This is a genomic window from Streptomyces sp. NPDC048257 (assembly GCF_043201855.1).
Lineage (GTDB): Bacteria > Actinomycetota > Actinomycetes > Streptomycetales > Streptomycetaceae > Streptomyces.
Genome location: NZ_JBICZI010000032.1, coordinates 30,491 through 52,392 on the forward strand (window position 1 = coordinate 30,491; position 21,902 = coordinate 52,392).

The following is a 21,902-nucleotide window of genomic DNA, read 5'->3' on the forward strand; positions in this document are numbered from 1 at the left end:
TTCGCGCCGATCTGCCTTTCCGGGCCGGGGCAAACAACTAGACGGGGCCCACCCTAACGGGGTGGCCCGCTTCTTCACTGTGGAGCTAAGGAGAATTGAACTCCTGACCTCCTGCATGCCATGCAGGCGCTCTACCAACTGAGCTATAGCCCCTTGTTGTGCTTGCCGCTTCGGTCTCCCTTGCCGGTCCCCCTTGGCGACGTCCCAAACATTACACGGTCATGGCCCTGGTCCAAAAATCGATTTCCACCGACCTCAGGCCATGCCCGATTTAAGCCAACTTGTCGCGTTCGCGCTGTCAGGCCCGCGCGAACTGGTAGAACCGCTTGAGCGTGCAGTGCTCGTCGAGCAGCCGCCCGTAGATCGGCTCCCCTTCCAGCTCACGGTACGTCTCGATCGGGTCGCCCTTTATGATCAGCGCCCGCGCGCATTCCTCGCACCAGTACTGGTAGTCGGGGTTGACCGGGTCCATGTCCCGCACGATCGGCGTGCCGTTGTTGCACCAGTCGCACCGGCGCCGGTGTGCACCCATCCGTCAGCGACTCCCTCCCGCGTCGGGCCGTCGTCTCCCCCTCCGGCGGTCCCGATTCTGCCATGCCGGTGCGGGCCAGGTCAGCAAACGTAAAGGGTGCAAAAGCAAGGATCCCGCCCCCCATTGGGGACGGGATCCTGATTGTGGAGCTAAGGAGAATTGAACTCCTGACCTCCTGCATGCCATGCAGGCGCTCTACCAACTGAGCTATAGCCCCGCTCTCCGCTGCGCTCCCCCCGTCTCCGGTGTTCCGCGCTGCGAACAAGAAGAACTCTAGCCTGTGACCAGCCGGAAAGTGAAATCCGGGTGGCAGCCCCGCCGGGGAGCGGCAGAAAGCCGCTCAGTCGTCGTCGCCGAGCACCGGTTCCGGCAGCGTGCCGGCGTTGTGCTCCAGCAGACGCCAGCCGCGCGCGCCCTCACCGAGGACGGACCAGCAGCAGTTGGAGAGCCCGCCCAGGCCCTCCCAGTAGTACGAGTCGAGGCCGAGGAGGCGCCCGATCGTCGTACGGATGGTGCCGCCGTGGCTGACCACGACGAGCGTGCCCGACTGCGGCAGCCGGGCGGCGTGTTCCAGCACCACCGGCGCGGCGCGATCGGCGACCTCGGTCTCCAGCTCACCGCCGCCGCGGCGAACCGGCTCGCCGCGCTTCCACGCCGCGTACTGCTCGCCGTACTTCTCGAGGATCTCGTCGTGCGTGAGGCCCTGCCATTCGCCGGCGTACGTCTCGCGCAGCGCCGCGTCCCGCGACACCGTAAGTCCCGTGACGGCGGCCAGCTCGGCCGCCGTGTCCGAGGCGCGCCGGAGGTCGGAGGCCACGATGGCATCCGGCTGCAACGACGCGAGCAACCGCGCGGAGCGGCGCGCCTGCGCCACACCCGCATCGGTCAGCTCGATGTCCGTGGAGCCCTGAAAGCGGCGCTCCAGGTTCCACGAGGTCTGGCCGTGTCGCCAGAGGACGATCTTCCTGCCGGACTTGCCCGAGGTGGTCGCGCTCAGAACAGATCACCGTCCAGTTCGTCGTCGCCCGCCGCCTCGCGCAGCTTGGCGTGCTCCTCGGCCTTGCCGATGGTGAGCTTCGCGTCCTCGGGGAGCTCGATCTCGGGGCAGTCCTTCCACAGGCGCTCCAGCGCGTAGAAGACACGCTCCTCGCTGTGCTGGACGTGGACGACGATGTCGACGTAGTCGAGCAGGATCCAGCGGGCGTCGCGGTCGCCCTCGCGGCGCACCGGCTTGGCGCCGAGCTCCTTGAGCAGGCGCTCCTCGATCTCGTCGACGATCGACTTGACCTGGCGGTCGTTGGGCGCCGAGGCGAGCAGGAAGGCGTCGGTGATCGACAGCACGTCGCTGACGTCGTACGCGATGATGTCGTGCGCGAGCCGGTCGGCCGCGGCCTGGGCGGCGGCGGTGATGAGCTCGATGGAGCGGTCCGTGGCGGTCACTGGCCATGCTTTCGGGTTGGCGGGCAGATCCTTACAAGGGTCTCATGTACCGCCGACACCGCCCGCGCGGAACGTCCCGCGCGGGCGAAAACCCCCTTCGGGGCCGCTCCACAGCCTGGTCAGGACGCCTTGTAATCCTTGCCCAGGATCACCACGACCTCCGCGTTCACGGTGTTCTCGGCCTTCTTCACGACCGTCTCGGGCAGGCCCAGCGTCTTGGCGACCTCGATCGCGCGGTCCCGCTGCGCGTCGTCCTGGTACGTGATCTGCGAGGTGGCCGCCGGCTTGTCGGCCTTGCCGCCGTCGACGAAGGTGTAGCCGCCGTTCATCAGCGCCGCCTTGGCCGCGACCTGCGTCTTCTCGTCTCCGGTGGCGTCCTTGAGGCCGACGCGCGGGGCGGCGCCGGGCTGCGCCGCGGCGGCGGAGCCGCCCAGCACCTCCTTGACGACCTTCTTGTTGGCCTCGTCGGTGAGCGCACCGTCCGGCTTCACCCCGAGGACGTCGGTGCGGTACGCGCCCACCTTGGCGTGCTCGCCGAGCCGGGACAGCAGGGCCCCGAGGGTCTGCGCGTTCAGTGCCGGATCGAGGATCTGGCCGATGCTCTCGACGGTCACGGCCGCCGCCTTCGGGTCGCTCGGCACCTTGCGCAGCACCGCCTGGAGCACCTTGCCCATGCGTTCCAGCTGCTTGGCCTCCGGTTCGCCCTGGCCGCGGAAGGTGGCGTACGCGACGGCCATGGGGCCGCTCAGGCTCTGCTTCTGGCCCTGGGCCACGGCGGGGGTCTTGGCCGCGTCGTCGGCCGGGACCGCGGCGTCGGTGTCGACCTCGATGCCGCCGACCAGCTCGACCAGGTTCTCCAGGAAGGGGGTGTCCAGGCGCCAGGTGCCGCCGATGTGGGTGCCGAGCACGGAGTCGAGGGCCTCGCGGGTGCCGAGACTGCCCTCCTCGACCGACTTGCCGAGCGCCGTCGGCGTGCCGTCCTGGCCGGCGACGGCGAGGGTGTTGGGCAGCAGGACGGTGGCGCCCTGCTTGGTGGTGACGTTGTCGACGAGCAGCGCCGAGGAGGTGCCGCCCTTCTTGGTGTTGTGCAGGTGGACGACGATCATGTCCCGCTTCTGCGCCGCGGCGTCGGCCGTCGCGCCGGACTTCTTCTCGCCGGGGCCGTCGAGGAAGGGCAGCTTGCCCGCGTACCAGAGGTACCCGAGGCCGCCGACGACGAACAGGGCCAGGACGACGATCAGCGCCACCACCCGGTTGCGGCCGCGGCGGCGGGCCTCCTCGCGGCGTTCGGTGCGGCTCTCGGTGAACTTGAGCCAGTCGATGACGTCCTCGGAGTCCTCGTCCGGCTGGTCGATGAAGGAGAACATCTCGGTGCGGTAGTCCCGGTCCGCCTCGGACCCGCCACCGGACGCGTCTCCCGGCTCGCCGGCCGGTGCGCCGTCGGGCCGGCGGGGCTCGGGGACCCGGTCGGCCGGCCGCTCGGCGGGGGCCTGGGGCTCCGGGGCGCTCTGCTGCGGGATCCACTGCTGGGTCTGCTGCGTGTCGTACCCGTAGCCGGGCGCCTGGGTGTAGTCCTGCTGCCCGTACTCCTGGGCGGCCGGCTGCTGCTGCTGCTGCGGGTAGTACGGCTGCTGCGGCTGCCGGCCGTAGCCCTGGTAGTCATAGCCGTACTGCTGCTGGTCGTACGGCTGCTCGTACTGCTGCGGGGCAGCCGGAGCGGGCTGGGCGGGCTGCGCGGGCACCTGGCCGTACACCGGCCGCCCGTACGCGTCGTAGCCGACGAGCTGCTGTTCCTGGGCGGCATACGGGTCGTACGGATCCTGTCGGTCGTTCACCGCGGGGCCCCTCTCTTCCGGAAGCTCAGGCTCCCCGGTACAGCTCACGCTTGTCGATGTAACGCACGACACCGTCCGGCACCAGGTACCAGACCGGGTCCCCCTGGGCGACCCTCGCACGGCAGTCTGTGGACGAGATCGCGAGCGCGGGCACCTCCACCAGGGAGACACCGCCCTTGGGGAGTCCGTCGTCGGTGAGCACGTGGCCCGGCCGGGTGACTCCGATGAAGTGCGAGAGCGAGAAGAGCTCTTCGGCGTTCCGCCAGGTCAGGATCTGTGCGAGCGCGTCGGCGCCGGTGATGAAGAACAGGTCGGCGTCGTCGTTCTGCGCCTTCAGGTCCCGCAGGGTGTCGATCGTGTACGTCGGTCCGCCGCGGTCGATGTCGATGCGGCTGACCGAGAACTGCGGGTTCGAGGCCGTGGCGATGACCGTCATGAGGTAGCGGTCCTCGGCGGGCGACACGGCCCGCTGCGACTTCTGCCACGGCTCGCCGGTCGGCACGAACATCACCTCGTCGAGGTGGAAAAGGGCGGCCACCTCGCTGGCGGCCACCAGGTGTCCGTGGTGGATCGGGTCGAATGTCCCGCCCATCACGCCGAGCCGGCGCTTGACCGGACCGGTAGGCATCTCCTGCTCTCCCATGAGCGCAGAGCCTACTGGCCCGGCGGACGAAGCGGTCCCGGCGGTCTCGGCGGGACTCAGCGGTCGCGGTTCAGGCGCGTGGTGACCCAGAGCATCAGCATCAGGATGACGAAAGCGCCGCCACCGGTCAGGTACGGGTTCAGGCTGTCGTGGTTGCCGCCGTGCTGCTCGGCCCCCTCCGAGGCGAGGACGACCAGGTTGTGGGCGGTGGAGGAGAGGCTCATCAGGCAGGTACCTATCGAGTCGGGGAGCGGGCGGAGACTTCGCTCACATCGTATGCGGGGGCCTGGGGCACGCTCACGCCGACTCAGGCGTTGGAGAGGATAGACGCAGGGTCGACCAGGTCCATCCAGGGGAGGGCGCTATGACGGAAACAGGGTTCGAGAAGGTACCCGCGCGGGACCGCAGGAGGTTCCCCGGTATTTCATCGCGGGCGTACGAGCATCCCGCGGACCGCTCCGCGCTGGTGGCGCTGCGCAAGCTGAGCGGCTTCGACACGGTGTTCAAGGTTCTGAGCGGCCTGCTTCCGGAGCGGAGCCTGCGCCTGCTGTTCCTGTCGGAGTCGGTGCGGGTGGGCGAGACGCAGTTCCCGCACCTGTACGCGATGCTGCGCGATGCCTGTTACATCCTGGACCTGGAGAAGGTCCCGCAGATGTACGTCCAGCAGGACCCGAATCCCAACGCCATGTGCATCGGGCTGGACGAGCCGATCATCGTCGTGACCACGGGGCTCGTCGAGCTGCTCGACGAGGAGGAGATGCGGGCGGTGGTGGGCCACGAGGTGGGCCACGCACTGTCGGGGCACGCGGTCTACCGCACGATCCTGCTCTTCCTGACCAACCTGGCGCTGAAGGTCGCGTGGATCCCGCTGGGCAATGTGGCGATCATGACCATCGTGACCGCGCTGCGGGAGTGGTTCCGCAAGTCGGAGCTCTCGGCCGACCGGGCCGGGCTGCTGGTGGGGCAGGACGTACAGGCCTCGATGCGGGGGCTGATGAAGATCGCGGGCGGCAACCACCTCCACGAGATGAACGTGGACGCCTTCCTGGCCCAGGCCGAGGAGTACGAGTCGAGCGGCGATCTGCGCGACTCCGTGCTGAAGATCCTCAACCTGCTGCCCCGGACGCACCCCTTCACCACGGTGCGGGCGGCCGAGCTGAAGAAGTGGGCGGAGAGCCGCGAGCACCAGCGGATCATGGACGGTCACTACCCGCGGCGGGAGGACGACAAGGACACCTCGGTGACCGACTCCTTCCGCCAGTCCGCCGCGCACTACGCCGACACCGTGCGCACCAGCAAGGATCCGCTGTTGAAGCTGGTGGGCGACATCGCGGGCGGCGCGGGCGACCTGGGCGGCAAGCTCCGCGACAAGTTCACCGGCGCGGGTGCCGGGGGCGGATCCGGCACCGCCACCGGGCCCGAGGGCAAGGGCGGGGCTACGGAGCAGGGCTGACGGGATCGGCCTGCGGGGTCGCGGGCGGGGCCAGTACGCCGCACAGCCCGGCCGAGCGCCGCGGCTGGCCGCTGGCGTACGGGTCGCTCGCGGCCGGGCCCACCGTGGTCGGGCCCGCTCCCGCCAGGAGCGGGCGGAAGGACCCGGCCGGGTCGGCGGAGCAGTCCTGCGGCCCGGCCATCACGTAGGCCGAGGCCAGTTCCAGCCGCCGGGTCCCCAGGTCCTCCCGGTCGAAGTGCAGCCGCAGCTCGCGCCGGACGGTGAAGAGCGAGGCGCCGTCGGCCGCGGCCGGGACTCCGGTGGCCGGGCGTACGGCGTACACGAAGGTGTGGTCGGTGGTGACCTCCAGCACGTCCGGGGCCACCTCCTCGAAGGCGAGCGTGCCGCTCACCCGGACCCGGGAGTCGGCCATGACCGCGGTGGCCTGGTCGAAGCGGACCAGCCACCCGGTGGCCGCGTGACGGCCGTCGCCGGAGGGCGAGGTCATGCTGCGGTCGAACTGCGCCAGCTGGTCGGGGTCGAGCAGGACGCGCACCGGGCGGGAGGCCGCTCCGGCGAGGATGTCGGGGTCCAGCGAGGACTGCACGAGGTAGTCCTTGGCGATGGACAGCGCGGTGACGATCTGGGCGTCGGTGAAGTGGTGCGTGCGGCGCACGGCGGGCAGGGTGATGCCCGCCGCCCCGACGCGGTAGTCGGCGGCGGGGCTGTGCGCGTACAGGTCGGCGGGCCGGCCGCCGGGTACCGCGGTGGTCGGCGCCAGCGGCACCACGGTGCTGCTGAGCGCCTGGGCGGGCCCCCCGGGCGGGGGGACGTAGGGGCTGCGCAACCCCATGTAGACGGCAACGGCGAAGGCCGTGGCGATGAGCAGCACGAGCAGCATGCCCTGCCGGGCGCCCCGGCCGGGGGTGCTGGTCCGGGTCGTGGAGCCGGCACCGGACCAGAGGGAGCGACTGCGTACGGCGCGGGCGTGCTCGCCCATGCGTTCCTGCGCGGAGTACTCCTGGAGCCGGGCAGCCCGGACGAAGTTCTCGTCGAACACCACCGACCGGTACTCGTCCGACCGGAACTCGTCCGCCCGGAACTCGTCGTCGCCCCCGCCCATGCCCTCGGGGGTGCTGTTGGGTGGATCTCCTGGCACGGCCATCGCTTCTCCCCGCTGTCCCCGCTTCAGAGAAGCCCCCAGCTCCGGCGTATGCGAGTGGGGTCGTACCTTCAGGGTTGGCGAACGGAGGGGTACGTAAACGCGCCGACGCCGGTGACTTCGCCCCTGGGGGTGCTGGCGGGAGCCGGAGCGGGGTCCGCCTCGCCCGAGGCGCTGCGGTAGACGGCGCTGAAGGCGAGCGCGACCATGCCGAGGCCCATCACGAAGGCGAGCACCCAGGCGACCGGGCGCAGCCAGGGCGCGCGGCCGCGGTAGGGGCGCAGACTGCCGCCGTAGGCCCCGTACGGACCGTAGGCGCCGTCCGGGTACCCGTGGCCCCGGTCGTGGTCCCAGCCGTGGTCGTCGTCGTACCCATCGGGGTGGCCGTAACCGTAGCCGTCGTAGTCGTCGTCGCCCGTCCAGCCGCCGGCGACGGCACGGGCTGCTTCGGCCTCCGCGCGCGCTCGGTCGGCCGCCCGCTGGCGCTCGGCGGCGCTCGGTTCATGGATCTCGGCGTTCCGGACGAAGGCCTCGTCGAACACCACGGAGGCGAAGTCGTGATCCGCGCCTCCGCGGTCGTCGTCGGGCTCCCCGTCGTCCGGGAACGGCTTGCCCCCCACGTCGTCCGGCACAGGACCAGCCTAGACCTGGGGGGCCTCCTTGGGCAGGGTGTGCGCCGAATTCCGGCCACACCGCGCTCAGTGGGCGACTACCGAATGTGACCGTCGCCGGTGACGATGTACTTGGTGGAGGTCAGCTCGGGGAGGCCCATCGGGCCCCTGGCGTGCAGCTTCTGGGTGGAGATGCCGATCTCGGCGCCGAAGCCGAACTGGCCACCGTCCGTGAACCGAGTGGATGCATTCACAGCGACCGTGGTCGAGTCGACCAGCTGGGTGAAGCGGCGCGCGGCGGCCTGGGAGGTGGTGACGATCGCCTCGGTGTGACCGGAGGTCCAGCGGCGGATGTGGGTGACGGCGTCGTCGAGGGAGTCCACGACACCGGCGGCGATGTCGTAGGACAGGTACTCGGCGGCCCAGTCCTCGTCCGTGGCGGGCAGGGCGGTGACCTTGCCGCCCTCGGCGGCGGCGAGGACCCGGGCGTCGCCGTGGACCGTGACGCCGGCGTCGGCGAGGGCGTCGAGGGCGCGCGGCAGGAACGCGCCGGCGATGTCGCGGTGGACGAGGAGGGTCTCCGCGGAGTTGCAGACGGAGGGCCGCTGGGCCTTGGAGTTGACGAGGATGTCCACCGCCATGTCCAGGTCGGCCTGGGCGTCGACGTAGACGTGGCAGTTGCCGGTACCGGTCTCGATGACGGGGACGGTGGACTCCTCGACCACGGTCTTGATGAGGGAGGCGCCGCCGCGCGGGATGAGCACGTCGACGAGGCCGCGGGCGCGCATCAGCTCGCGGACGGAGTCACGGGACTCGCCGGGGACGAGCTGGATCGCGTCGGCGGGCAGGCCGGCGGCCTCGACGGCGTCGCGCAGGATGGCGACGAGCGCGGTGTTGGAGGAGAAGGCGGAGGAACTGCCGCGCAGGAGGACCGCGTTGCCGGACTTGAGGCAGAGGGCGGCGGCGTCGACGGTGACGTTGGGGCGGGCCTCGTAGATGATGCCGACGACGCCGAGCGGGACGCGGATCTGCCGGAGGTCGATGCCGTTGGGGAGGGTGCTGCCGCGGACGACCTCGCCGACGGGGTCGGGGAGGGCGGCGACGTCGCGGACGTCGGAGGCGATGGCGGCGACGCGCTCGGGAGTGAGGGTGAGGCGGTCGATGACGGTCTCGCTGGTGCCGGCGGCGCGGGCCTTGTCCGTGTCCACGGCGTTGGCGGCGATGATCTCGGCCGTACGGGCCTCCAGCGCGTCCGCGATCGCCAGCAGGGCGGTGTCCTTGGCGGACCGCGGGAGTGGGGCGATGGTGGCGGCGGCCGTGCGGGACCGCTGCGCGGTGGCGAGGACGGGCGAGGTGGCGGCATCGAGCGAGGTCATGCCGCCAGGGTAAGCCCCGGCGCGGCCCCTGCCGGAGGGGGTTTCACCCCGCGAGACGGCCTCCGGCCGGGTCGGCGGGGAGGGCCGGGGCTGCGCCCCCTCCCCTCGGCCGGTACCGGTCGGTGACGGGTGCGGGCACAGGCCGGCGGCAGCCGCGGGACCGGGGCTCCGCCCCGAACCCCGCGCCTCAAACGCCGGCGGGGCTGGAATGTGCCCCGGACCCGGTCCTCGAACGCCGGACGGGCTGAAGGATGCAGGCCGGGCCGAGCCGCGCGAGGGGCGCGTTCAAGAGGGGCGCGTTCAGTAGGGGTGCACGCCCACCGGGTGGGCCGGGGGTGGGCCGTAGCCCTCGGCCACGCGTTGGTGGTAGGTGGCGCGGTCGATGACTTCCAGGCCGACGATCTCCCAGGGCGGGAGCTGCGCCGAGGAGCGGTGTTCGCCCCACAGGCGCAGGGCGACGGCCGCCGCGTCGTGGAGGTCGCGGGCCTCTTCCCAGTACCGGATCTCCGCGTGGTCGTCGGCGTACCGGCTGGTGAGCAGGAACGGGTGGTCGTGGGCCAGTTGTTCCAGTCCGCGCCGGACCTCGGACAGCGGGGCCGGCTTGCCGGAGACGCTCAGGGTCACGTGCCACAGGCGCGATGCGTGATCCTGCTCCTCCCCGCCACCGCCGCCGTCACCGTCCCCCGTGCCGACGCTGGTCAGCGCTCGTCTCACCAGCCGCCTCCTGTCTCCGCCACGCGGGGTCCGCCCGCCCTTCACAGTTGACCAGTCCACGAGCCGCCGCGCTGAGCTTTTGCCGAACCTCAGCCCTCCAGCAGGACCAGATCGTCCCGGTGGACGACCTCCCGCTCGTACGCGGGTCCGAGTTCCCGCGCGAGCTCGCGAGTGGAGCGGCCCAGGAGCTGCGGAAGCTCCTTCGCGTCGAAGTTGACCAGGCCCCGGGCGACGGCCCGGCCGTCCGCGGACCTCAGTTCCACCGGGTCCCCGGCGACGAAGTCGCCCTCGACCGCCGCGATGCCCGCGGGCAGCAGCGAGCTGCCGCGCTCGGTGACCGCGCGGACGGCGCCGTCGTCCAGGACCAGGTGCCCCTGCGGGGTCGAGGCGTGCTGGAGCCAGAGCAGCCGGTCCGCCGAGCGGCGCCCGGTGGAGTGGAACAGCGTGCCGGTCCCCCGCCCGGCGAGGGCGTCGGCGGCCTGGCTCGCGGAGGTCAGCACCACGGGGATCCCGGCGGCGGCCGCGATCCGGGCCGCCTCGACCTTGGTGACCATGCCGCCGGTGCCCACGCCCGCCTTGCCGGCGCTGCCGATGGTGACGTGTGCGATGTCCTCGGGCCCGCGGACCTCTTCGATGCGGGTGGTGCCGGGCTGGGAGGGGTCGCCGTCGTAGAGGCCGTCCACGTCCGAGAGGAGGACGAGGAGGTCCGCGCGGACGAGGTGGGCGACGAGGGCCGCCAGCCGGTCGTTGTCGCCGAAGCGGATCTCGTCCGTGGCGACGGTGTCGTTCTCGTTGACGACGGGGAGGGCGCCCATGGCGAGCAGCTGGTCGAGCGTGCGGTAGGCGTTGCGGTAGTGGGCGCGGCGGCTGGTGTCGTCCGTGGTGAGGAGCACCTGGCCGACGCGGACGCCGTACCGGGCGAAGGAGGCGGTGTAGCGGGCGACGAGCAGCCCCTGCCCGACGCTCGCGGCGGCCTGCTGCCGGGCCAGGTCCTTGGGGCGGCGGCGCAGGCCCAGCGGGGAGAGTCCGGCGGCGATGGCTCCGCTGGAGACGAGCACGATCTCCTTCTCGCCTCCGCTGCGGGCCTTGGCAAGGACGTCGACCAGTGCGTCCACCCGGTCGGCGTCGAGTCCGCCGGCCGCCGTGGTCAGGGAGGAGGAGCCGACCTTGACCACGATCCTGCGGGCGTCCACGACACCTTGCCTAGCCGCTGACACGTCTGTCCCCTTGCCCCTGGTGCCCAAAAAGCCTGCCGCCTCAATCTACGGGGTGGGCGCGCGGGGCTGCTCGGCGGTTTCAGACCCTGGACGAGGCCCCCTCTTCCAGGTGCTGGGCCTCCTCGGCCCGGGCCGCGCCCGGGACGAGGATCTTGCGGGAGAGGAGGAAGGTGAACGGGATGGCGACGACCGCCGCGACCAGCGGGGCGATCCGGGTGTCCATTCCGGCCCAGGTCACCAGCGCGTAGAGGCCGGCGGACTGGATGACGTAGTTGGTGACGTTCGTCAGCGGGAAGAGGAGGAACTTCTTCCAGGTCGGCCGGGTCCGGTAGGTGAAGTAGGTGTTCATGAAGAACGAGCCGACCATCGCCAGCACGAAGGCGAGCGAGTAGGCGGCGAAGTACGGCATCCACGGGTGCAGGAGCAGGTAGATGCCGAAGAAGGTGCCGGTGTTGACCCCGCCCACGAGGGCGAAGCGGAAGATCTGGCCGAGCTGGTCCCTGCGGCTCATCGGGCGCTGCGCTCCACGATCGTCGGCTCGGCGGCCTGCGCGGCCTGCGCGGCCTGCGCGGTCCGCTCGGTCCGCGGGAGCGGCTGCGCTCCGTGCGACTCCTTCACCAGGAAGTGCGGCCTGCGCTTGGTCTCGTAGTAGATGCGGCCGATGTACTCGCCGATCAGGCCCAGCATGATCAGCTGTACGCCGCCCAGGCCCGTGATGATGGCCACAAGCGTGACGTATCCCGGGGACTCGACGCCGTTGGTGATGGCCATGATCGTGATCCACAGCGCGTACAGACCGGTCAGGGCGACCAGCGACACGCCGAACCAGATCCCGATCCGCAGCGGCCTGTTGTTGAAGGAGATCAGGCCGTCCATGCCGTAGTTCAGCAGGGAGCCGAACTTCCACTTCGTCTCGCCGGCCTCGCGCTGCGCGTTGCGGTAGTCGAAGTGGACGGTGTCGAAGCCGATCCACGAGAACAGGCCCTTGGAGAAGCGGTTGTACTCGGGCAGCGACAGCAGCGCGTCCACGGCCGGGCGCGAGAGCATGCGGAAGTCGCCGACGCCGTCGGTGAGCTCCACGTCGACCCAGCGGTTGACGCCGCGGTAGTAGAGGCTGCTGAGGGCGGAACGGAGTTTTTTGTCACCCTCGCGCGTGCGGCGGGCGATGATCTGGTCGTGTCCCTGCCGGTAGTGCTCCAGCATGGTCGCGATGAGTTCCGGCGGGTGCTGGAGGTCCGCGTCCATGATCACTACGGCGTCGCCGGTGGCCTCGCGCAGGCCGGCGAGCATGCCGGCCTCCTTGCCGAAATTGCGGCTGAAGGAGACGTAGCGGGTCTGGTCGCCGTACTCCGCGGCGATCTTCCGGAGCTTGTCGAGGGTGCCGTCGCGGCTTCCGTCGTCGACGTAGCAGAGCTCGTACTCGACGGGGAGGGCGTCCAGGACCCTTCGGATCTCCACGTCGAAGCTGTCGATGACGGCTTCTTCGTTGTAGCAAGGGACAACTACGGACAGCTTGGTCATGAACACTTCCTGCTGGGTCCGAACGGGTGATTGTCGGCGACCGGACCCGCCTCTCACCTCTTCCTTAGAAGTATGCACGGCGAGGGTCTCAGGGGAGTCGGGCTGCGGGAGTCGAGGGCGGCACACGGTAGCTTTGACGAGATAAGCGGAATCAGCTCAACGTAACGAAACGAAGGGATCGAGGTGCACGTGCCCGACGTCTCCGTGGTCGTCATCGTCTACAACGACGCAGAGCGTCTGCCGACAGCAGTCCGGTCGGTTCTGGACCAGACCCTGCACAGTGTCGAAGTCGTGATCGTCGACGACTGCAGCAAGGACCGCTCGTACGCGGTCGCCCAGGAACTGGAGTCCGCGCACCCGGGGAGAGTGCGTGCCTTCCAGCTGCCGGAGAACAGCGGCGGCTGCGGTGCGCCGCGCAACCACGGCATCCAGCAGGCCACCGGAACGTACGTGATGTTCCTCGACAGCGACGACGTCCTGGAGCGCAACGCGTGCCGGAACATGCTGGACGCCGCCGAGCGGACCGGCTCCGACCTGGTCTCGGGCATGTGCGTACGCGTGCACCTCGACAACCGGTGGGGCAAGACCACCGAGTGGTACCCCTGGATCTACTCGCGCACGCGCACGCTGGAATCGATCACCGAGTACCCCGACCTGCTGGTCTACGACACCCTCTCCACGAACAAGTGCTACCGGCGCGAGTTCCTGCTGGAGCAGGGCCTGGAGTTCCCGGTCGGGATCCACTACGAGGACCTGCTGTTCTCCGCGCAGGCCTACGTGGCGGCCCGCCGCATCACACTGATCCCGAACCACGTCTACTTCTGGAACGTGGTCGAGAAGGCCGCGGCCAAGTCGATCAGCAACCGGCGCCACGAGATCGCGAACTTCGTCCACCGGATGGAGATCCACCGCCGCGTCGACCGTCTGCTGGCGGCCAAGGGACACACGGACATCAAGTCCGCGAAGGACGCCAAGTTCCTCAAGCACGACCTGGTGCTGCACCTGCGCGACCTGCCGCTGCTGAGCGACGAGTACCGCCAGGAGTTCGCCCGCCTCGCCAACGGCTACCTCGCGGGGATCGACCCGGCCGCGTACGAGAACGTCACGTACCTCCAGGCGATCTGCGCGTACCTGCTGGGCAAGGAGGACTGGGACAACCTGCTCCCCGCCGCCGACGCCATGACCAACAAGGGCCGGCTCACCTCCCCGCTCGCCGAGCGTGACGGCCGCGTCTACTGGTGCGCGCAGCACATCGACGGACCGGACGGTGCCGAGGCCCGCCGGATACTGGACGTCACCGAGCAGGCCTTCCACACCACCCCGCTCAACTCCCTCACCGTGGGCAACCGCCTCACCTCCTACGAGGACGACGGCCGCGGCACGGTCACGCTGTCCGGCTCCGTCGTGAACCCGCTGGGCCGGATCCCGGACGACGCCGACCTGAAGGCCTCGCTCGAGTTCCGGGCACGTCGGCAGATCGGTGTACGGTCCTTCAGCTTCCCGGTGGCAACCGTGCGCCACGCCGGTGACACGATTGAGTGGACCGTCACCGCCGACGTCGCGAACACCGTCCGCCCGCTCGGCATCATCGACGCCGTCTGGGACGTCCGCCTCAAGCTCACCGCCGGCGGCGAACGGATCACCACCCGCGTCTCGGTCGGCGGCGTCGACCTGGACTCGGCCACCCGGCTGCGCGTGCGCCCGCGGCTGACCCGGCTGGTCTCGGACCGCTTCGGGCCCGAGATGACCAAGAAGGGCAACCTCAGCTACGTGCTGAGCGCCGAGGGCGCCGCCGCCGTCCGCACCCAGTCGCTGATCAACAACGCCATACAGGGCAAGGCGGCCGGCGTGGTCAAGCGGGGCCTGCGCAAGGCACTGCGGGCCCGCCGGAACATCGGCTCCGGCGAGCAGAAGGTGAAGCTCTACCACGAGGTCTTCTCGAAGCTGCCGATCAAGAAGGGCACGGTCGTCTTCGAGAGCCACATGGGCAAGCAGTACAGCGACAGCCCCAAGGCGATCTACGAGGAGCTGGTGCGCCAGGGCGCCCCGTTCGAGGCGATCTGGTCGTATGCGGGCTCCAAGCCCACCGGCTTTCCCAAGGAGGCCACCCTGGTCAAGCGCTGGAGCTGGCCGTACCTGCGCGCTCTGGCCCAGGCCGAGTACTGGGTCGACAACCAGGGCTTCCCGCTGGCGCTGGCCAAGCGCCCGGGGACCACGTACATCCAGACCTGGCACGGCTCGGCGCTCAAGCGCATGGGCTTCCACGAGCCCCGGACCAAGGCCCAGGGCCGGGCGGGGCAAGCGCGCTTCCAGGCGGCCGTCGACCGCTTCGACCACTTCCTGATCCGCTCCGAGCACGACACCCGCACGCTCGCCAAGGGCTTCCGGCTGCGCGACGAGGTGCTGCTGCGCACGGGCTACCCGCGCAACGACGCCCTGGTCGAGGCGCAGCGGGAAGAGGCGCAGAGCGGTGAGCGGGTCCGCGGCCCGCTCGCGGGCGAGCTCGGCATCGACCCGGACAAGAAGGTGCTGCTGTACGCGCCGACCTTCCGGGCGGGCGCGGACGGTGCGGTGGAGGGCTTCACCTTCCCCTTCGACGTGGAGGAGTTCGCCGACCGGCTCGGCGACCGGTTCACGCTGCTGGTGCGGACCCACTACCTCAACAGCGTCTCGCTGCCGCCGTCCGTCGCGGGCCGCGTCATCGACGTGTCCCGGCACCACGACATCACCCCGCTGCTGGCCCTGGCCGACGGTCTGATCACCGACTACTCGTCCGTGATGTTCGACTACGCGGTCCTGGACCGGCCGATGCTGTTCTTCGCGTACGACTACGAGAAGTACGCCACGGACATCCGCGGCACCTACTTCGACCTGAAGGAGAAGGCTCCGGGGCCGGTGGTGGCGACGGAGGACGAACTCCTCCAGGCGCTCGCCGCCTTCGAGGAGGCGGACGTCAAGTACGCCCAGGCGCGGCAGCGTTTCCTCGCCGAGTTCGGCGAGTACGACCGCGGGGACGCGGCCCGCCAGATCGTAGAGAAGTTCTTCACCAGGAGCGGCAAGTGAGCCAGCAGACCGCCACCCCGGGCGGCCGTGACATCTTCATCGTCTCCAACAACGTCGACGAGATCGGCGGTGTGACCACCTGGTCGCACCAGATGGCCCGGCAGTTCACCGACCGCGGCCACCGGGTGCACATCGTGGGCATCGCGCCGGTCGCCGACGAGATCCGGCAGAAGCTGCCGCAGGGCCTGCCGTACGAGATGACCACGCTCTACGACGCACACCCGCCGTCGGCACGCCGGCTGCGCGGGATCAAGGGCCGGCTGAACGCACCCGAGCGGCGCCGTCAGGCGGCCCGGCGGGCGCAGATGCGGGTCAAGGCCGAGCAGCTGAGCGAGCTGCTGCGGGCGGCCCGGCCGGGCGGTGTCGTCATCGTCACCCAGATCTGGGCGATGGAGTGGGTGGCGCTCGCCGACACCAAGGGCCACAGCGTCATCGGGATGAGCCACGAGTCGTTCGAGGCCAGCCAGAAGTCCACCCGCGGAGAGCGGGTGCGCCGCTTCTACCCGCAGGTCGACCGGCTGCTGGTGCTGACCGCCGAGGACGCGGACCTGTGGATCCGCTCCGGCATGGAGAACGTGGGCAGCATGCCGAACCCGCTGCCCTTCATGCCCGGCACCCCCGCTCCGCGCACGGAGAAGGTCGTGGCGTCCGTCGGCCGCCTCGCCTTCGAGAAGGGCGTCGACCTGCTGCTCGACACGTGGGCGGACGTCGCACCGCACCACCCCGACTGGACCCTGCGGATCTACGGGGCGGGCATGGAGGAGGCGACGCTGAAGGCGCACTGCACCTCCCTGGGCCTGGACGACTCCGTGGAGTGGATGGGCAGCACGGACGACGTGCTGGGCGCGCTGCGCGGGGCCTCGGTCTTCGCCCAGGCCTCACGGGCCGAGGGATTCCCGATCACGCTGCTGGAGGCGATGGCCGCGGGCGTGCCGGCGGCCGCCTTCGACTGCGCACCGGGCGTCCGGGAGATCGTCGACCACGGCGAGGACGGGCTGCTGGCCCGGCTGGGCAACACGATGGAGCTGGCCGGGCACCTGCGCGTGCTGATGTCCGACCGTGAGCTGCGCGACCGGCTCGGGGACAACGCCTTCCGTTCGGTGCAGCGTTACTCCAGCGCCGAGATCACCGACCGGTGGGAAGCGCTGTTCTCCTTCCTGGAGCGCTGACCGCACCGCTCACGGCACGAACGCGAAGCAGCCCGCCCCGGAGGTCTCCGGGGCGGGCTGCTTCGTCGACGGGTCAGGGCTTGTGGACGTCCCGGTGGACGTCCTTGGACGCCACCTTGTTGGCCTCCCAGCCCGCCCAGGCGGAGGTGACCATCTCGCGGACGCCGTGCCGGGCCTTCCAGCCCAGCTCGCTGGTGATCCGGTCGGCCGAGGCCACGACCTTCGCCGGGTCGCCGGGGCGGCGCGGGCTGATCACGGGGGCGATGTCGTGCCCGGTGTTCTTGTTCAGGAGCTCGACCATCTCGGCGACGGAGACGCCCTCACCGCGACCGATGTTGACCGTGAGGTCCTTGTAGTCGCCGGCCGCCGCCCACTCGGCGAGCTTGCGGGCGGCCGCCACGTGGGCCTCCGCGAGGTCCTCGACGTGGATGTAGTCGCGGATGCAGGTGCCGTCCGGGGTCGGGTAGTCGTCGCCGAAGATCTTGGCGCCCTGGCCGGCGTCGTAGCGCTCGAAGACCATCGGGACCAGGTTGAAGACCCCGGTGTCGGCGAGCTCGGGGGTCGCGGCGCCCGCGACGTTGAAGTAGCGCAGGCAGGCGGTGGAGATGCCGTGCGCCCTGCCCGCGGAGCGCACCAGCCACTCACCGGCCAGCTTGGTCTCGCCGTAGGGGCTCAGCGGCGCACACGGGGTGTCCTCGGTGACCAGGTCCACGTCGGGCATGCCGTAGACGGAGGCGGAGGAGGAGAAGAGGAAGTTGCGGATGCCCGCGTCGGCCACGGCCTGGAGCAGGACGGTGATGCCCTGCACGTTCTCGTGGTAGTAGTACAGCGGCTTCTCGACGGACTCGCCGACCTGCTTCTTGCCCGCGAGGTGCACCACGCCGGTGATCTTGTGCTTGCGGATGACCTCGTCCAGCACCAGCCGGTCCAGGACGGAGCCGACCACCAGCGGGACACCCTCCGGGATGCGGTCCTCGTTGCCCGTGGAGAGGTCGTCGAGGACGACGACCTGCTCCCCCGCGAGCACCATCGCGCGGACGACGTGCGCGCCGATGTATCCGGCGCCACCGGTGATCAGAAACGTCATGTGTGTCTCTCCTTGGTCCTGTCCGACTTCGGGTTCAGCGCGCCCCGCGGCCTGCCCGGGCCCGGTGGAGGCGGTTGCGTACGAGGTACAGCGCGCCCTCGGCGCCCGGCGCGAGGCGCAGCGCGAGGGCGCCGGACCCCGTCCGGTAGGGCTGCGCCAGCAGAACACCGTACCGGCTGCTGGGCAGCGCCTGACGGCGGAGCAGCCGGCCCCGGGGGCGCAGGGAGGTGAACACCGAGCTCCCGTCGGCGCACTGCACGCCCACCCCGACGTTCCACGCCTGCATCCGGCGCAGCCCCTGGCGGCGGCCCGTGACGGCCAGATCGGCGAGGCGGAACGGCAGGACGGCGATCCAGCCGCCGCTGCGGTCGGGATGCAGCTCGACGGGCTGCGCGAGGACGGGCGGGCCGCCCGCACGGGGCAGGAAGCTCAGCTGCGCGGTGACGGGCCCGGCCTCGGCGAGGCGCCCGTACAGGTCGTGCAGGCGGATCCGGACGGCGCCCCGGCCGGCCGGTTCGGCGTCGACGGTGACGGGCAGTTCGGCGATCGGCAGCCCGCGCAGGTCCGCGAGCTCGACCGGGAGCTCCTCGCTCCACACCGGCGCGCCGGTGGGGCCGGTCGCGTACGGGGGCAGCAGCCGCGGCGGTTCGGCGGCCAGCCGGGAGAGCCGCTCGACGTCGGCGGGCGGGGTCGCGGTGGCGCGCAGCACCGACACGATCCAGCGGGCGTGGGCGGCGGCGGACTCGATGTCGGCCTCGGGGAAGGTGCCGACGTACGCGCGGGTCAGGGTCCACCAGGCGGCCTGGTACTCGGGGTCCCGGCCGAGCTCGCGCAGGTACATGCGCAGGTCGTACTCCAGGAACTTCACCCGGCAGGCGCTGCCCAGCTCCGGGGAGGCCTCGGCGAGGATCCCGGCGGCCGTGCGGTGGGCCTCGATGCGGGCGCGCCAGTTCCCGACGTCCTTGCGGTCCAGGGAGATCGACACCTGGGCGGCGGCGCGGCGCACGTGCCAGACGTAGACGAGCTCGCCGGTGACCGCGATGCGGGGGGCCGCGGCGAGCACGCGGGCGGTGAAGACGAAGTCCTCGTAGATGAACCGGCCGTCGGGGAAGCGCAGGCCGTGCTCCTCCAGGAAGGAGCGTGCGTACAGCTTGTTGACGCAGAGGGTGTCCCGGACGAGTTCGGGCCGGTCCGCCGGCCGCTCGATCACCTCGCCGGGCGTGTGGAGTCCGGGCATCCACGGGATGTCGTGCTGCTGGGGCAGCTCGCGCCGTACCGCAGCGCCGACGGTGACCGGGGCGCTGTGCTCCTCGGCGGTGCGCACGAGGGCGTCGGCGGCCCCCGGTGGCAGGATGTCGTCGCTGTCCAGGAAGAGGACGTACCGGCCGGACGCGGCCGCGATCCCGTCGTTGCGCGGGGTGCCGCACCCCCCGCTGTTCTCCGTCCGGTGCACGACCTTGAGGCGGGGGTGGACGGCCGCCAGTTCGTCCAGCACCCGCGCGGTGCCGTCGGACGAGGCGTCGTTCACCGCGATGACCTCGGCGACCACCGGGCCCTGGGCGAGGGCCGAGGAGACGGCCTCGCCCACGAGCCCGGCGTCGTTGTACGCGATGACCACGACGGAAACCGTGGGGAGGTTGCTGCTGTTCACCCGGAAGATCCTAGGCGACCGACATAAAGGCGCCTTCAAACCTTCCGGGTGCAAGTCCCTCGGAAGGGGATCAGAACGGCCGGAATTCGTCGTACTCCTGCTGCGCCGAGTCCCCGCGCTTGGCGTCCTTCTCCTTGCGGCGGGTCGTGGCCGGGCGCGGAGCCTCCAGACGGTGGTCCTCGCCACGGCGGCCCAGCATCTCGGCTCCGGCCATCATGGTCGGCTCCCAGTCGAAGACGACAGCGTTCTCGTCGGAACCGATGGCCACGCCGTCACCGGCGCGGGCGCCGGCCTTCCTGAGGGCTTCCTCGACGCCGAGGCGGTTGAGGCGGTCGGCGAGGTAGCCGACGGCCTCGTCGTTGTTGAAGTCGGTCTGGCGCACCCAGCGCTCCGGCTTCTCACCGCGCACGTTGTAGACGTCTTCGACCTCGTCGTAGGTGACGGTGAAGCCGGAGTCGTCCACGGCCTTCGGGCGGATGACGATACGGGTCGCCTCCTCCTTCGGCTTGCGGGAACGGGCCTTGGCGATGACCTCGGCGAGGAAGAAGGAGAGCTCCTTCAGACCCGTACGGGCGACCGCGGAGACCTCGAAGACCTTGTAGCCGCGGGCCTCCAGGTCCGGGCGGACCATGTCGGCGAGCTCCTGGCCGTCCGGGATGTCGACCTTGTTGAGGACGACGAGACGCGGACGCTTCTCCAGGCCGCCGCCGTAGAGCTTGAGCTCCTCCTCGATGACGTCGAGGTCGGCGATCGGGTCGCGGTCGGACTCCAGCGTGGCGGTGTCCAGGACGTGCACCAGCACCGAGCAGCGCTCGACGTGGCGCAGGAACTCCAGGCCGAGGCCCCTGCCCTGGCTGGCGCCCGGGATCAGGCCCGGGACGTCGGCGATCGTGTAGACGGTCGAGCCGGCCGTGACGACGCCCAGGTTCGGGACGAGGGTGGTGAAGGGGTAGTCCGCGATCTTCGGCTTGGCGGAGGAGAGCACCGAGATCAGCGAGGACTTGCCCGCGCTCGGGAAACCGACCAGCGCCACGTCGGCGACGGTCTTGAGCTCCAGGACGATGTCGCCGGTGGTGCCGGGGACGCCGAGGAGCGCGAAGCCGGGGGCCTTGCGGCGGGCGGAGGAGAGCGCGGCGTTGCCGAGGCCGCCGCGGCCGCCCTCGGCGGCGACGTAGGTGGTGCCCTGGCCGACGAGGTCGGCGAGGACGTTGCCCTCCTTGTCGAGGACGACGGTGCCGTCCGGAACGGGCAGGATCAGGTCCTGGCCGTCCTTGCCGGAGCGGTTGCCGCCCTCGCCGGGCTTGCCGTTGGTGGCCTTGCGGTGGGGGCTGTGGTGGTAGTCCAGCAGGGTCGTGATCGCCTGCTCCACCACCAGGATGACGTCGCCGCCACGGCCGCCGTTTCCGCCGTCGGGGCCGCCGAGCGGCTTGAACTTCTCCCGGTGAACGGAGGCGCAGCCGTGGCCCCCGTTACCCGCGGCGACGTGCAGCTCGACGCGGTCCACGAAGGTGGTCATGGTTGTTCCTCCAGATACATGCGGGAATGTCCCGGGCAGGCCTTGCCGCCCATTAAACGTGTCTATGTGACAACGCGCCGAGGGCGGACCTCTCTTCCCGGCTTGCGCCGGAAAGAGCTGAGATCCGCCCTCGGGAAGTTACGAACGCTTGATCAGCCGAAGCTGGATCAGGCGGCCGGAACGATGTTGACGACCTTGCGGCCACGGTGCGTGCCGAACTGGACCGAACCGGCCAGCAGCGCGAACAGCGTGTCGTCGCCACCACGACCGACACCCGAACCCGGGTGGAAGTGGGTGCCGCGCTGGCGGACGAGGATCTCACCAGCGGAAACGACCTGACCGCCGAAGCGCTTCACGCCGAGCCGCTGGGCATTGGAGTCGCGCCCGTTCCGGGTGGACGATGCGCCCTTCTTGTGTGCCATGTCTCAGTCCCTCTTACTTCGCAGCCGCGGGGATACCGGTGACCTTGATCGCCGTGTACTGCTGGCGGTGACCCTGGCGACGGCGGTAGCCGGTCTTGTTCTTGTAGCGCAGGATGTCGATCTTGGCGCCCTTGTGGTGGTCCACAATCTCGGCCGTGACCTTGATGCCGGCCAGGACCCACGGGTCGCTGGTCACGGCTTCGCCGTCGACAACGAGCAGGGTCGAGAGCTCGACCGTGTCGCCAACCTTGGCAGTGGGAATCTTGTCAACCTCAACGATGTCGCCGACAGCAACCTTGTGCTGGCGACCACCGCTGCGCACGATGGCGTACACGCGGATCTCTCTCTCACTCGGGACGGATGCTCCTGAAGCCAGCCGCTCAGGCAGGCGCCGTCTCGAAGACGGTCCCGCACCGATCCGGATTGGACGAGCGGCCTCTCTCGCACGACGCTTGCGCGTTCGGAACGTGAGGAAGGTGCTCAGGAGCGCGGCGCGCACAGAGACACGCCG

21 protein-coding genes and 2 tRNA genes are annotated in these 21,902 nt (G+C 70.6%); 3 read left to right on the forward strand and 20 right to left on the reverse strand.

What is annotated here, in order from left to right; genetic code table 11:
• Positions 1–80 precede the first annotated feature (80 nt).
• The 8 genes from ACGFZK_RS34540 to ACGFZK_RS34575 all read right to left on the reverse strand — a co-directional run bounded on the left by ACGFZK_RS34540 (position 81) and on the right by ACGFZK_RS34575 (position 4,674).
• A tRNA-Ala gene (locus tag ACGFZK_RS34540) sits at positions 81–153 on the reverse strand.
• Positions 154–298: 145 nt separating this feature from the next.
• Positions 299–532 (reverse strand): hypothetical protein, encoded by a 234-nt coding sequence (locus tag ACGFZK_RS34545; protein WP_008738908.1) that lies wholly within the window; start codon positions 530–532, stop codon positions 299–301.
• 144 nt (positions 533–676) lie between these two features.
• A tRNA-Ala gene (locus ACGFZK_RS34550) sits at positions 677–749 on the reverse strand.
• 123 nt (positions 750–872) lie between these two features.
• Positions 873–1,529 carry a histidine phosphatase family protein gene (locus tag ACGFZK_RS34555; protein WP_393852804.1) on the reverse strand — a complete coding sequence of 219 codons (657 nt, stop codon included), beginning with the start codon at positions 1,527–1,529 and terminating at the stop codon, positions 873–875.
• Positions 1,526–1,972: a ribosome silencing factor gene (gene rsfS / locus ACGFZK_RS34560; RefSeq protein WP_030008628.1), complete on the reverse strand. Its 447-nt coding sequence runs from the start codon at positions 1,970–1,972 to the stop codon at positions 1,526–1,528. The genes ACGFZK_RS34555 and rsfS overlap by 4 nt, the downstream gene beginning before the upstream one ends.
• Before the next feature lie 119 nt (positions 1,973–2,091).
• Positions 2,092–3,807 carry an LCP family protein gene (locus ACGFZK_RS34565; protein ID WP_393852778.1) on the reverse strand — a complete coding sequence of 572 codons (1,716 nt, stop codon included), beginning with the start codon at positions 3,805–3,807 and terminating at the stop codon, positions 2,092–2,094.
• Positions 3,808–3,832: 25 nt separating this feature from the next.
• Entirely contained in the window at positions 3,833–4,450 is a 618-nt protein-coding gene (gene nadD / locus ACGFZK_RS34570; protein WP_328790472.1) for a nicotinate-nucleotide adenylyltransferase, read from the reverse strand.
• Between the two features lie 56 nt (positions 4,451–4,506).
• A complete protein-coding gene (locus ACGFZK_RS34575) occupies positions 4,507–4,674 on the reverse strand; it encodes a hypothetical protein (protein ID WP_361953218.1) in 168 nt (55 codons plus the stop codon).
• A gap of 140 nt (positions 4,675–4,814) precedes the next feature.
• On the opposite strand from ACGFZK_RS34575, the gene ACGFZK_RS34580 reads away from it, so the two are divergent.
• Positions 4,815–5,903 (forward strand): M48 family metallopeptidase, encoded by a 1,089-nt coding sequence (locus ACGFZK_RS34580; RefSeq protein ID WP_393852779.1) that lies wholly within the window; start codon positions 4,815–4,817, stop codon positions 5,901–5,903.
• On the opposite strand, the gene ACGFZK_RS34585 is transcribed toward ACGFZK_RS34580, so the two are convergent.
• The 7 genes from ACGFZK_RS34585 to ACGFZK_RS34615 all read right to left on the reverse strand — a co-directional run bounded on the left by ACGFZK_RS34585 (position 5,887) and on the right by ACGFZK_RS34615 (position 12,483).
• Entirely contained in the window at positions 5,887–7,047 is a 1,161-nt protein-coding gene (locus tag ACGFZK_RS34585) for a hypothetical protein (protein ID WP_393852780.1), read from the reverse strand. The genes ACGFZK_RS34580 and ACGFZK_RS34585 overlap by 17 nt on opposite strands.
• A 68-nt stretch (positions 7,048–7,115) precedes the next feature.
• Positions 7,116–7,676 carry a hypothetical protein gene (locus ACGFZK_RS34590; protein ID WP_393852781.1) on the reverse strand — a complete coding sequence of 187 codons (561 nt, stop codon included), beginning with the start codon at positions 7,674–7,676 and terminating at the stop codon, positions 7,116–7,118.
• A 77-nt stretch (positions 7,677–7,753) separates the two neighbouring features.
• Positions 7,754–9,031, reverse strand: a complete 1,278-nt coding sequence (locus tag ACGFZK_RS34595) for a glutamate-5-semialdehyde dehydrogenase (RefSeq protein ID WP_393852782.1) — start codon at positions 9,029–9,031, stop codon at positions 7,754–7,756.
• Positions 9,032–9,331: 300 nt separating this feature from the next.
• The gene (locus tag ACGFZK_RS34600) at positions 9,332–9,790 is read right to left on the reverse strand and encodes a hypothetical protein (protein ID WP_393852805.1); all 459 of its coding nucleotides are present in this window, start codon (positions 9,788–9,790) and stop codon (positions 9,332–9,334) included.
• 44 nt (positions 9,791–9,834) lie between these two features.
• Positions 9,835–10,962, reverse strand: a complete 1,128-nt coding sequence (gene proB, locus ACGFZK_RS34605) for a glutamate 5-kinase (RefSeq protein ID WP_393852783.1) — start codon at positions 10,960–10,962, stop codon at positions 9,835–9,837.
• Between the two features lie 79 nt (positions 10,963–11,041).
• Positions 11,042–11,473 carry a GtrA family protein gene (locus tag ACGFZK_RS34610; protein WP_393852784.1) on the reverse strand — a complete coding sequence of 144 codons (432 nt, stop codon included), beginning with the start codon at positions 11,471–11,473 and terminating at the stop codon, positions 11,042–11,044.
• Positions 11,470–12,483 carry a glycosyltransferase family 2 protein gene (locus ACGFZK_RS34615; RefSeq protein ID WP_393852785.1) on the reverse strand — a complete coding sequence of 338 codons (1,014 nt, stop codon included), beginning with the start codon at positions 12,481–12,483 and terminating at the stop codon, positions 11,470–11,472. The genes ACGFZK_RS34610 and ACGFZK_RS34615 overlap by 4 nt, the downstream gene beginning before the upstream one ends.
• A gap of 183 nt (positions 12,484–12,666) precedes the next feature.
• On the opposite strand from ACGFZK_RS34615, the gene ACGFZK_RS34620 reads away from it, so the two are divergent.
• Both ACGFZK_RS34620 and ACGFZK_RS34625 read left to right on the forward strand, forming a co-directional pair.
• Positions 12,667–15,546: a CDP-glycerol glycerophosphotransferase family protein gene (locus ACGFZK_RS34620; RefSeq protein WP_393852786.1), complete on the forward strand. Its 2,880-nt coding sequence runs from the start codon at positions 12,667–12,669 to the stop codon at positions 15,544–15,546.
• Positions 15,543–16,715, forward strand: coding sequence for a glycosyltransferase (locus ACGFZK_RS34625; RefSeq protein WP_393852787.1), 1,173 nt, complete (start codon positions 15,543–15,545; stop codon positions 16,713–16,715). The genes ACGFZK_RS34620 and ACGFZK_RS34625 overlap by 4 nt, the downstream gene beginning before the upstream one ends.
• 73 nt (positions 16,716–16,788) lie before the next feature.
• Here the strand turns inward: ACGFZK_RS34625 and galE are convergent, their stop codons facing one another.
• The 5 genes from galE to rplU all read right to left on the reverse strand — a co-directional run bounded on the left by galE (position 16,789) and on the right by rplU (position 21,725).
• Positions 16,789–17,802 (reverse strand): UDP-glucose 4-epimerase GalE, encoded by a 1,014-nt coding sequence (galE, locus tag ACGFZK_RS34630; RefSeq protein ID WP_393852788.1) that lies wholly within the window; start codon positions 17,800–17,802, stop codon positions 16,789–16,791.
• Between the two features lie 34 nt (positions 17,803–17,836).
• Entirely contained in the window at positions 17,837–19,453 is a 1,617-nt protein-coding gene (locus ACGFZK_RS34635; protein ID WP_393852789.1) for a glycosyltransferase family 2 protein, read from the reverse strand.
• Between the two features lie 70 nt (positions 19,454–19,523).
• The gene (gene obgE / locus ACGFZK_RS34640) at positions 19,524–20,969 is read right to left on the reverse strand and encodes a GTPase ObgE (protein ID WP_393852790.1); all 1,446 of its coding nucleotides are present in this window, start codon (positions 20,967–20,969) and stop codon (positions 19,524–19,526) included.
• A gap of 167 nt (positions 20,970–21,136) precedes the next feature.
• Positions 21,137–21,391 (reverse strand): 50S ribosomal protein L27, encoded by a 255-nt coding sequence (gene rpmA / locus ACGFZK_RS34645; protein ID WP_112446573.1) that lies wholly within the window; start codon positions 21,389–21,391, stop codon positions 21,137–21,139.
• Positions 21,392–21,404: 13 nt separating this feature from the next.
• On the reverse strand, positions 21,405–21,725 hold the full coding sequence (gene rplU / locus ACGFZK_RS34650) for a 50S ribosomal protein L21 (protein ID WP_330330369.1): 321 nt from the start codon (positions 21,723–21,725) through the stop codon (positions 21,405–21,407).
• Between the last annotated feature and the right edge of the window lie 177 nt (positions 21,726–21,902).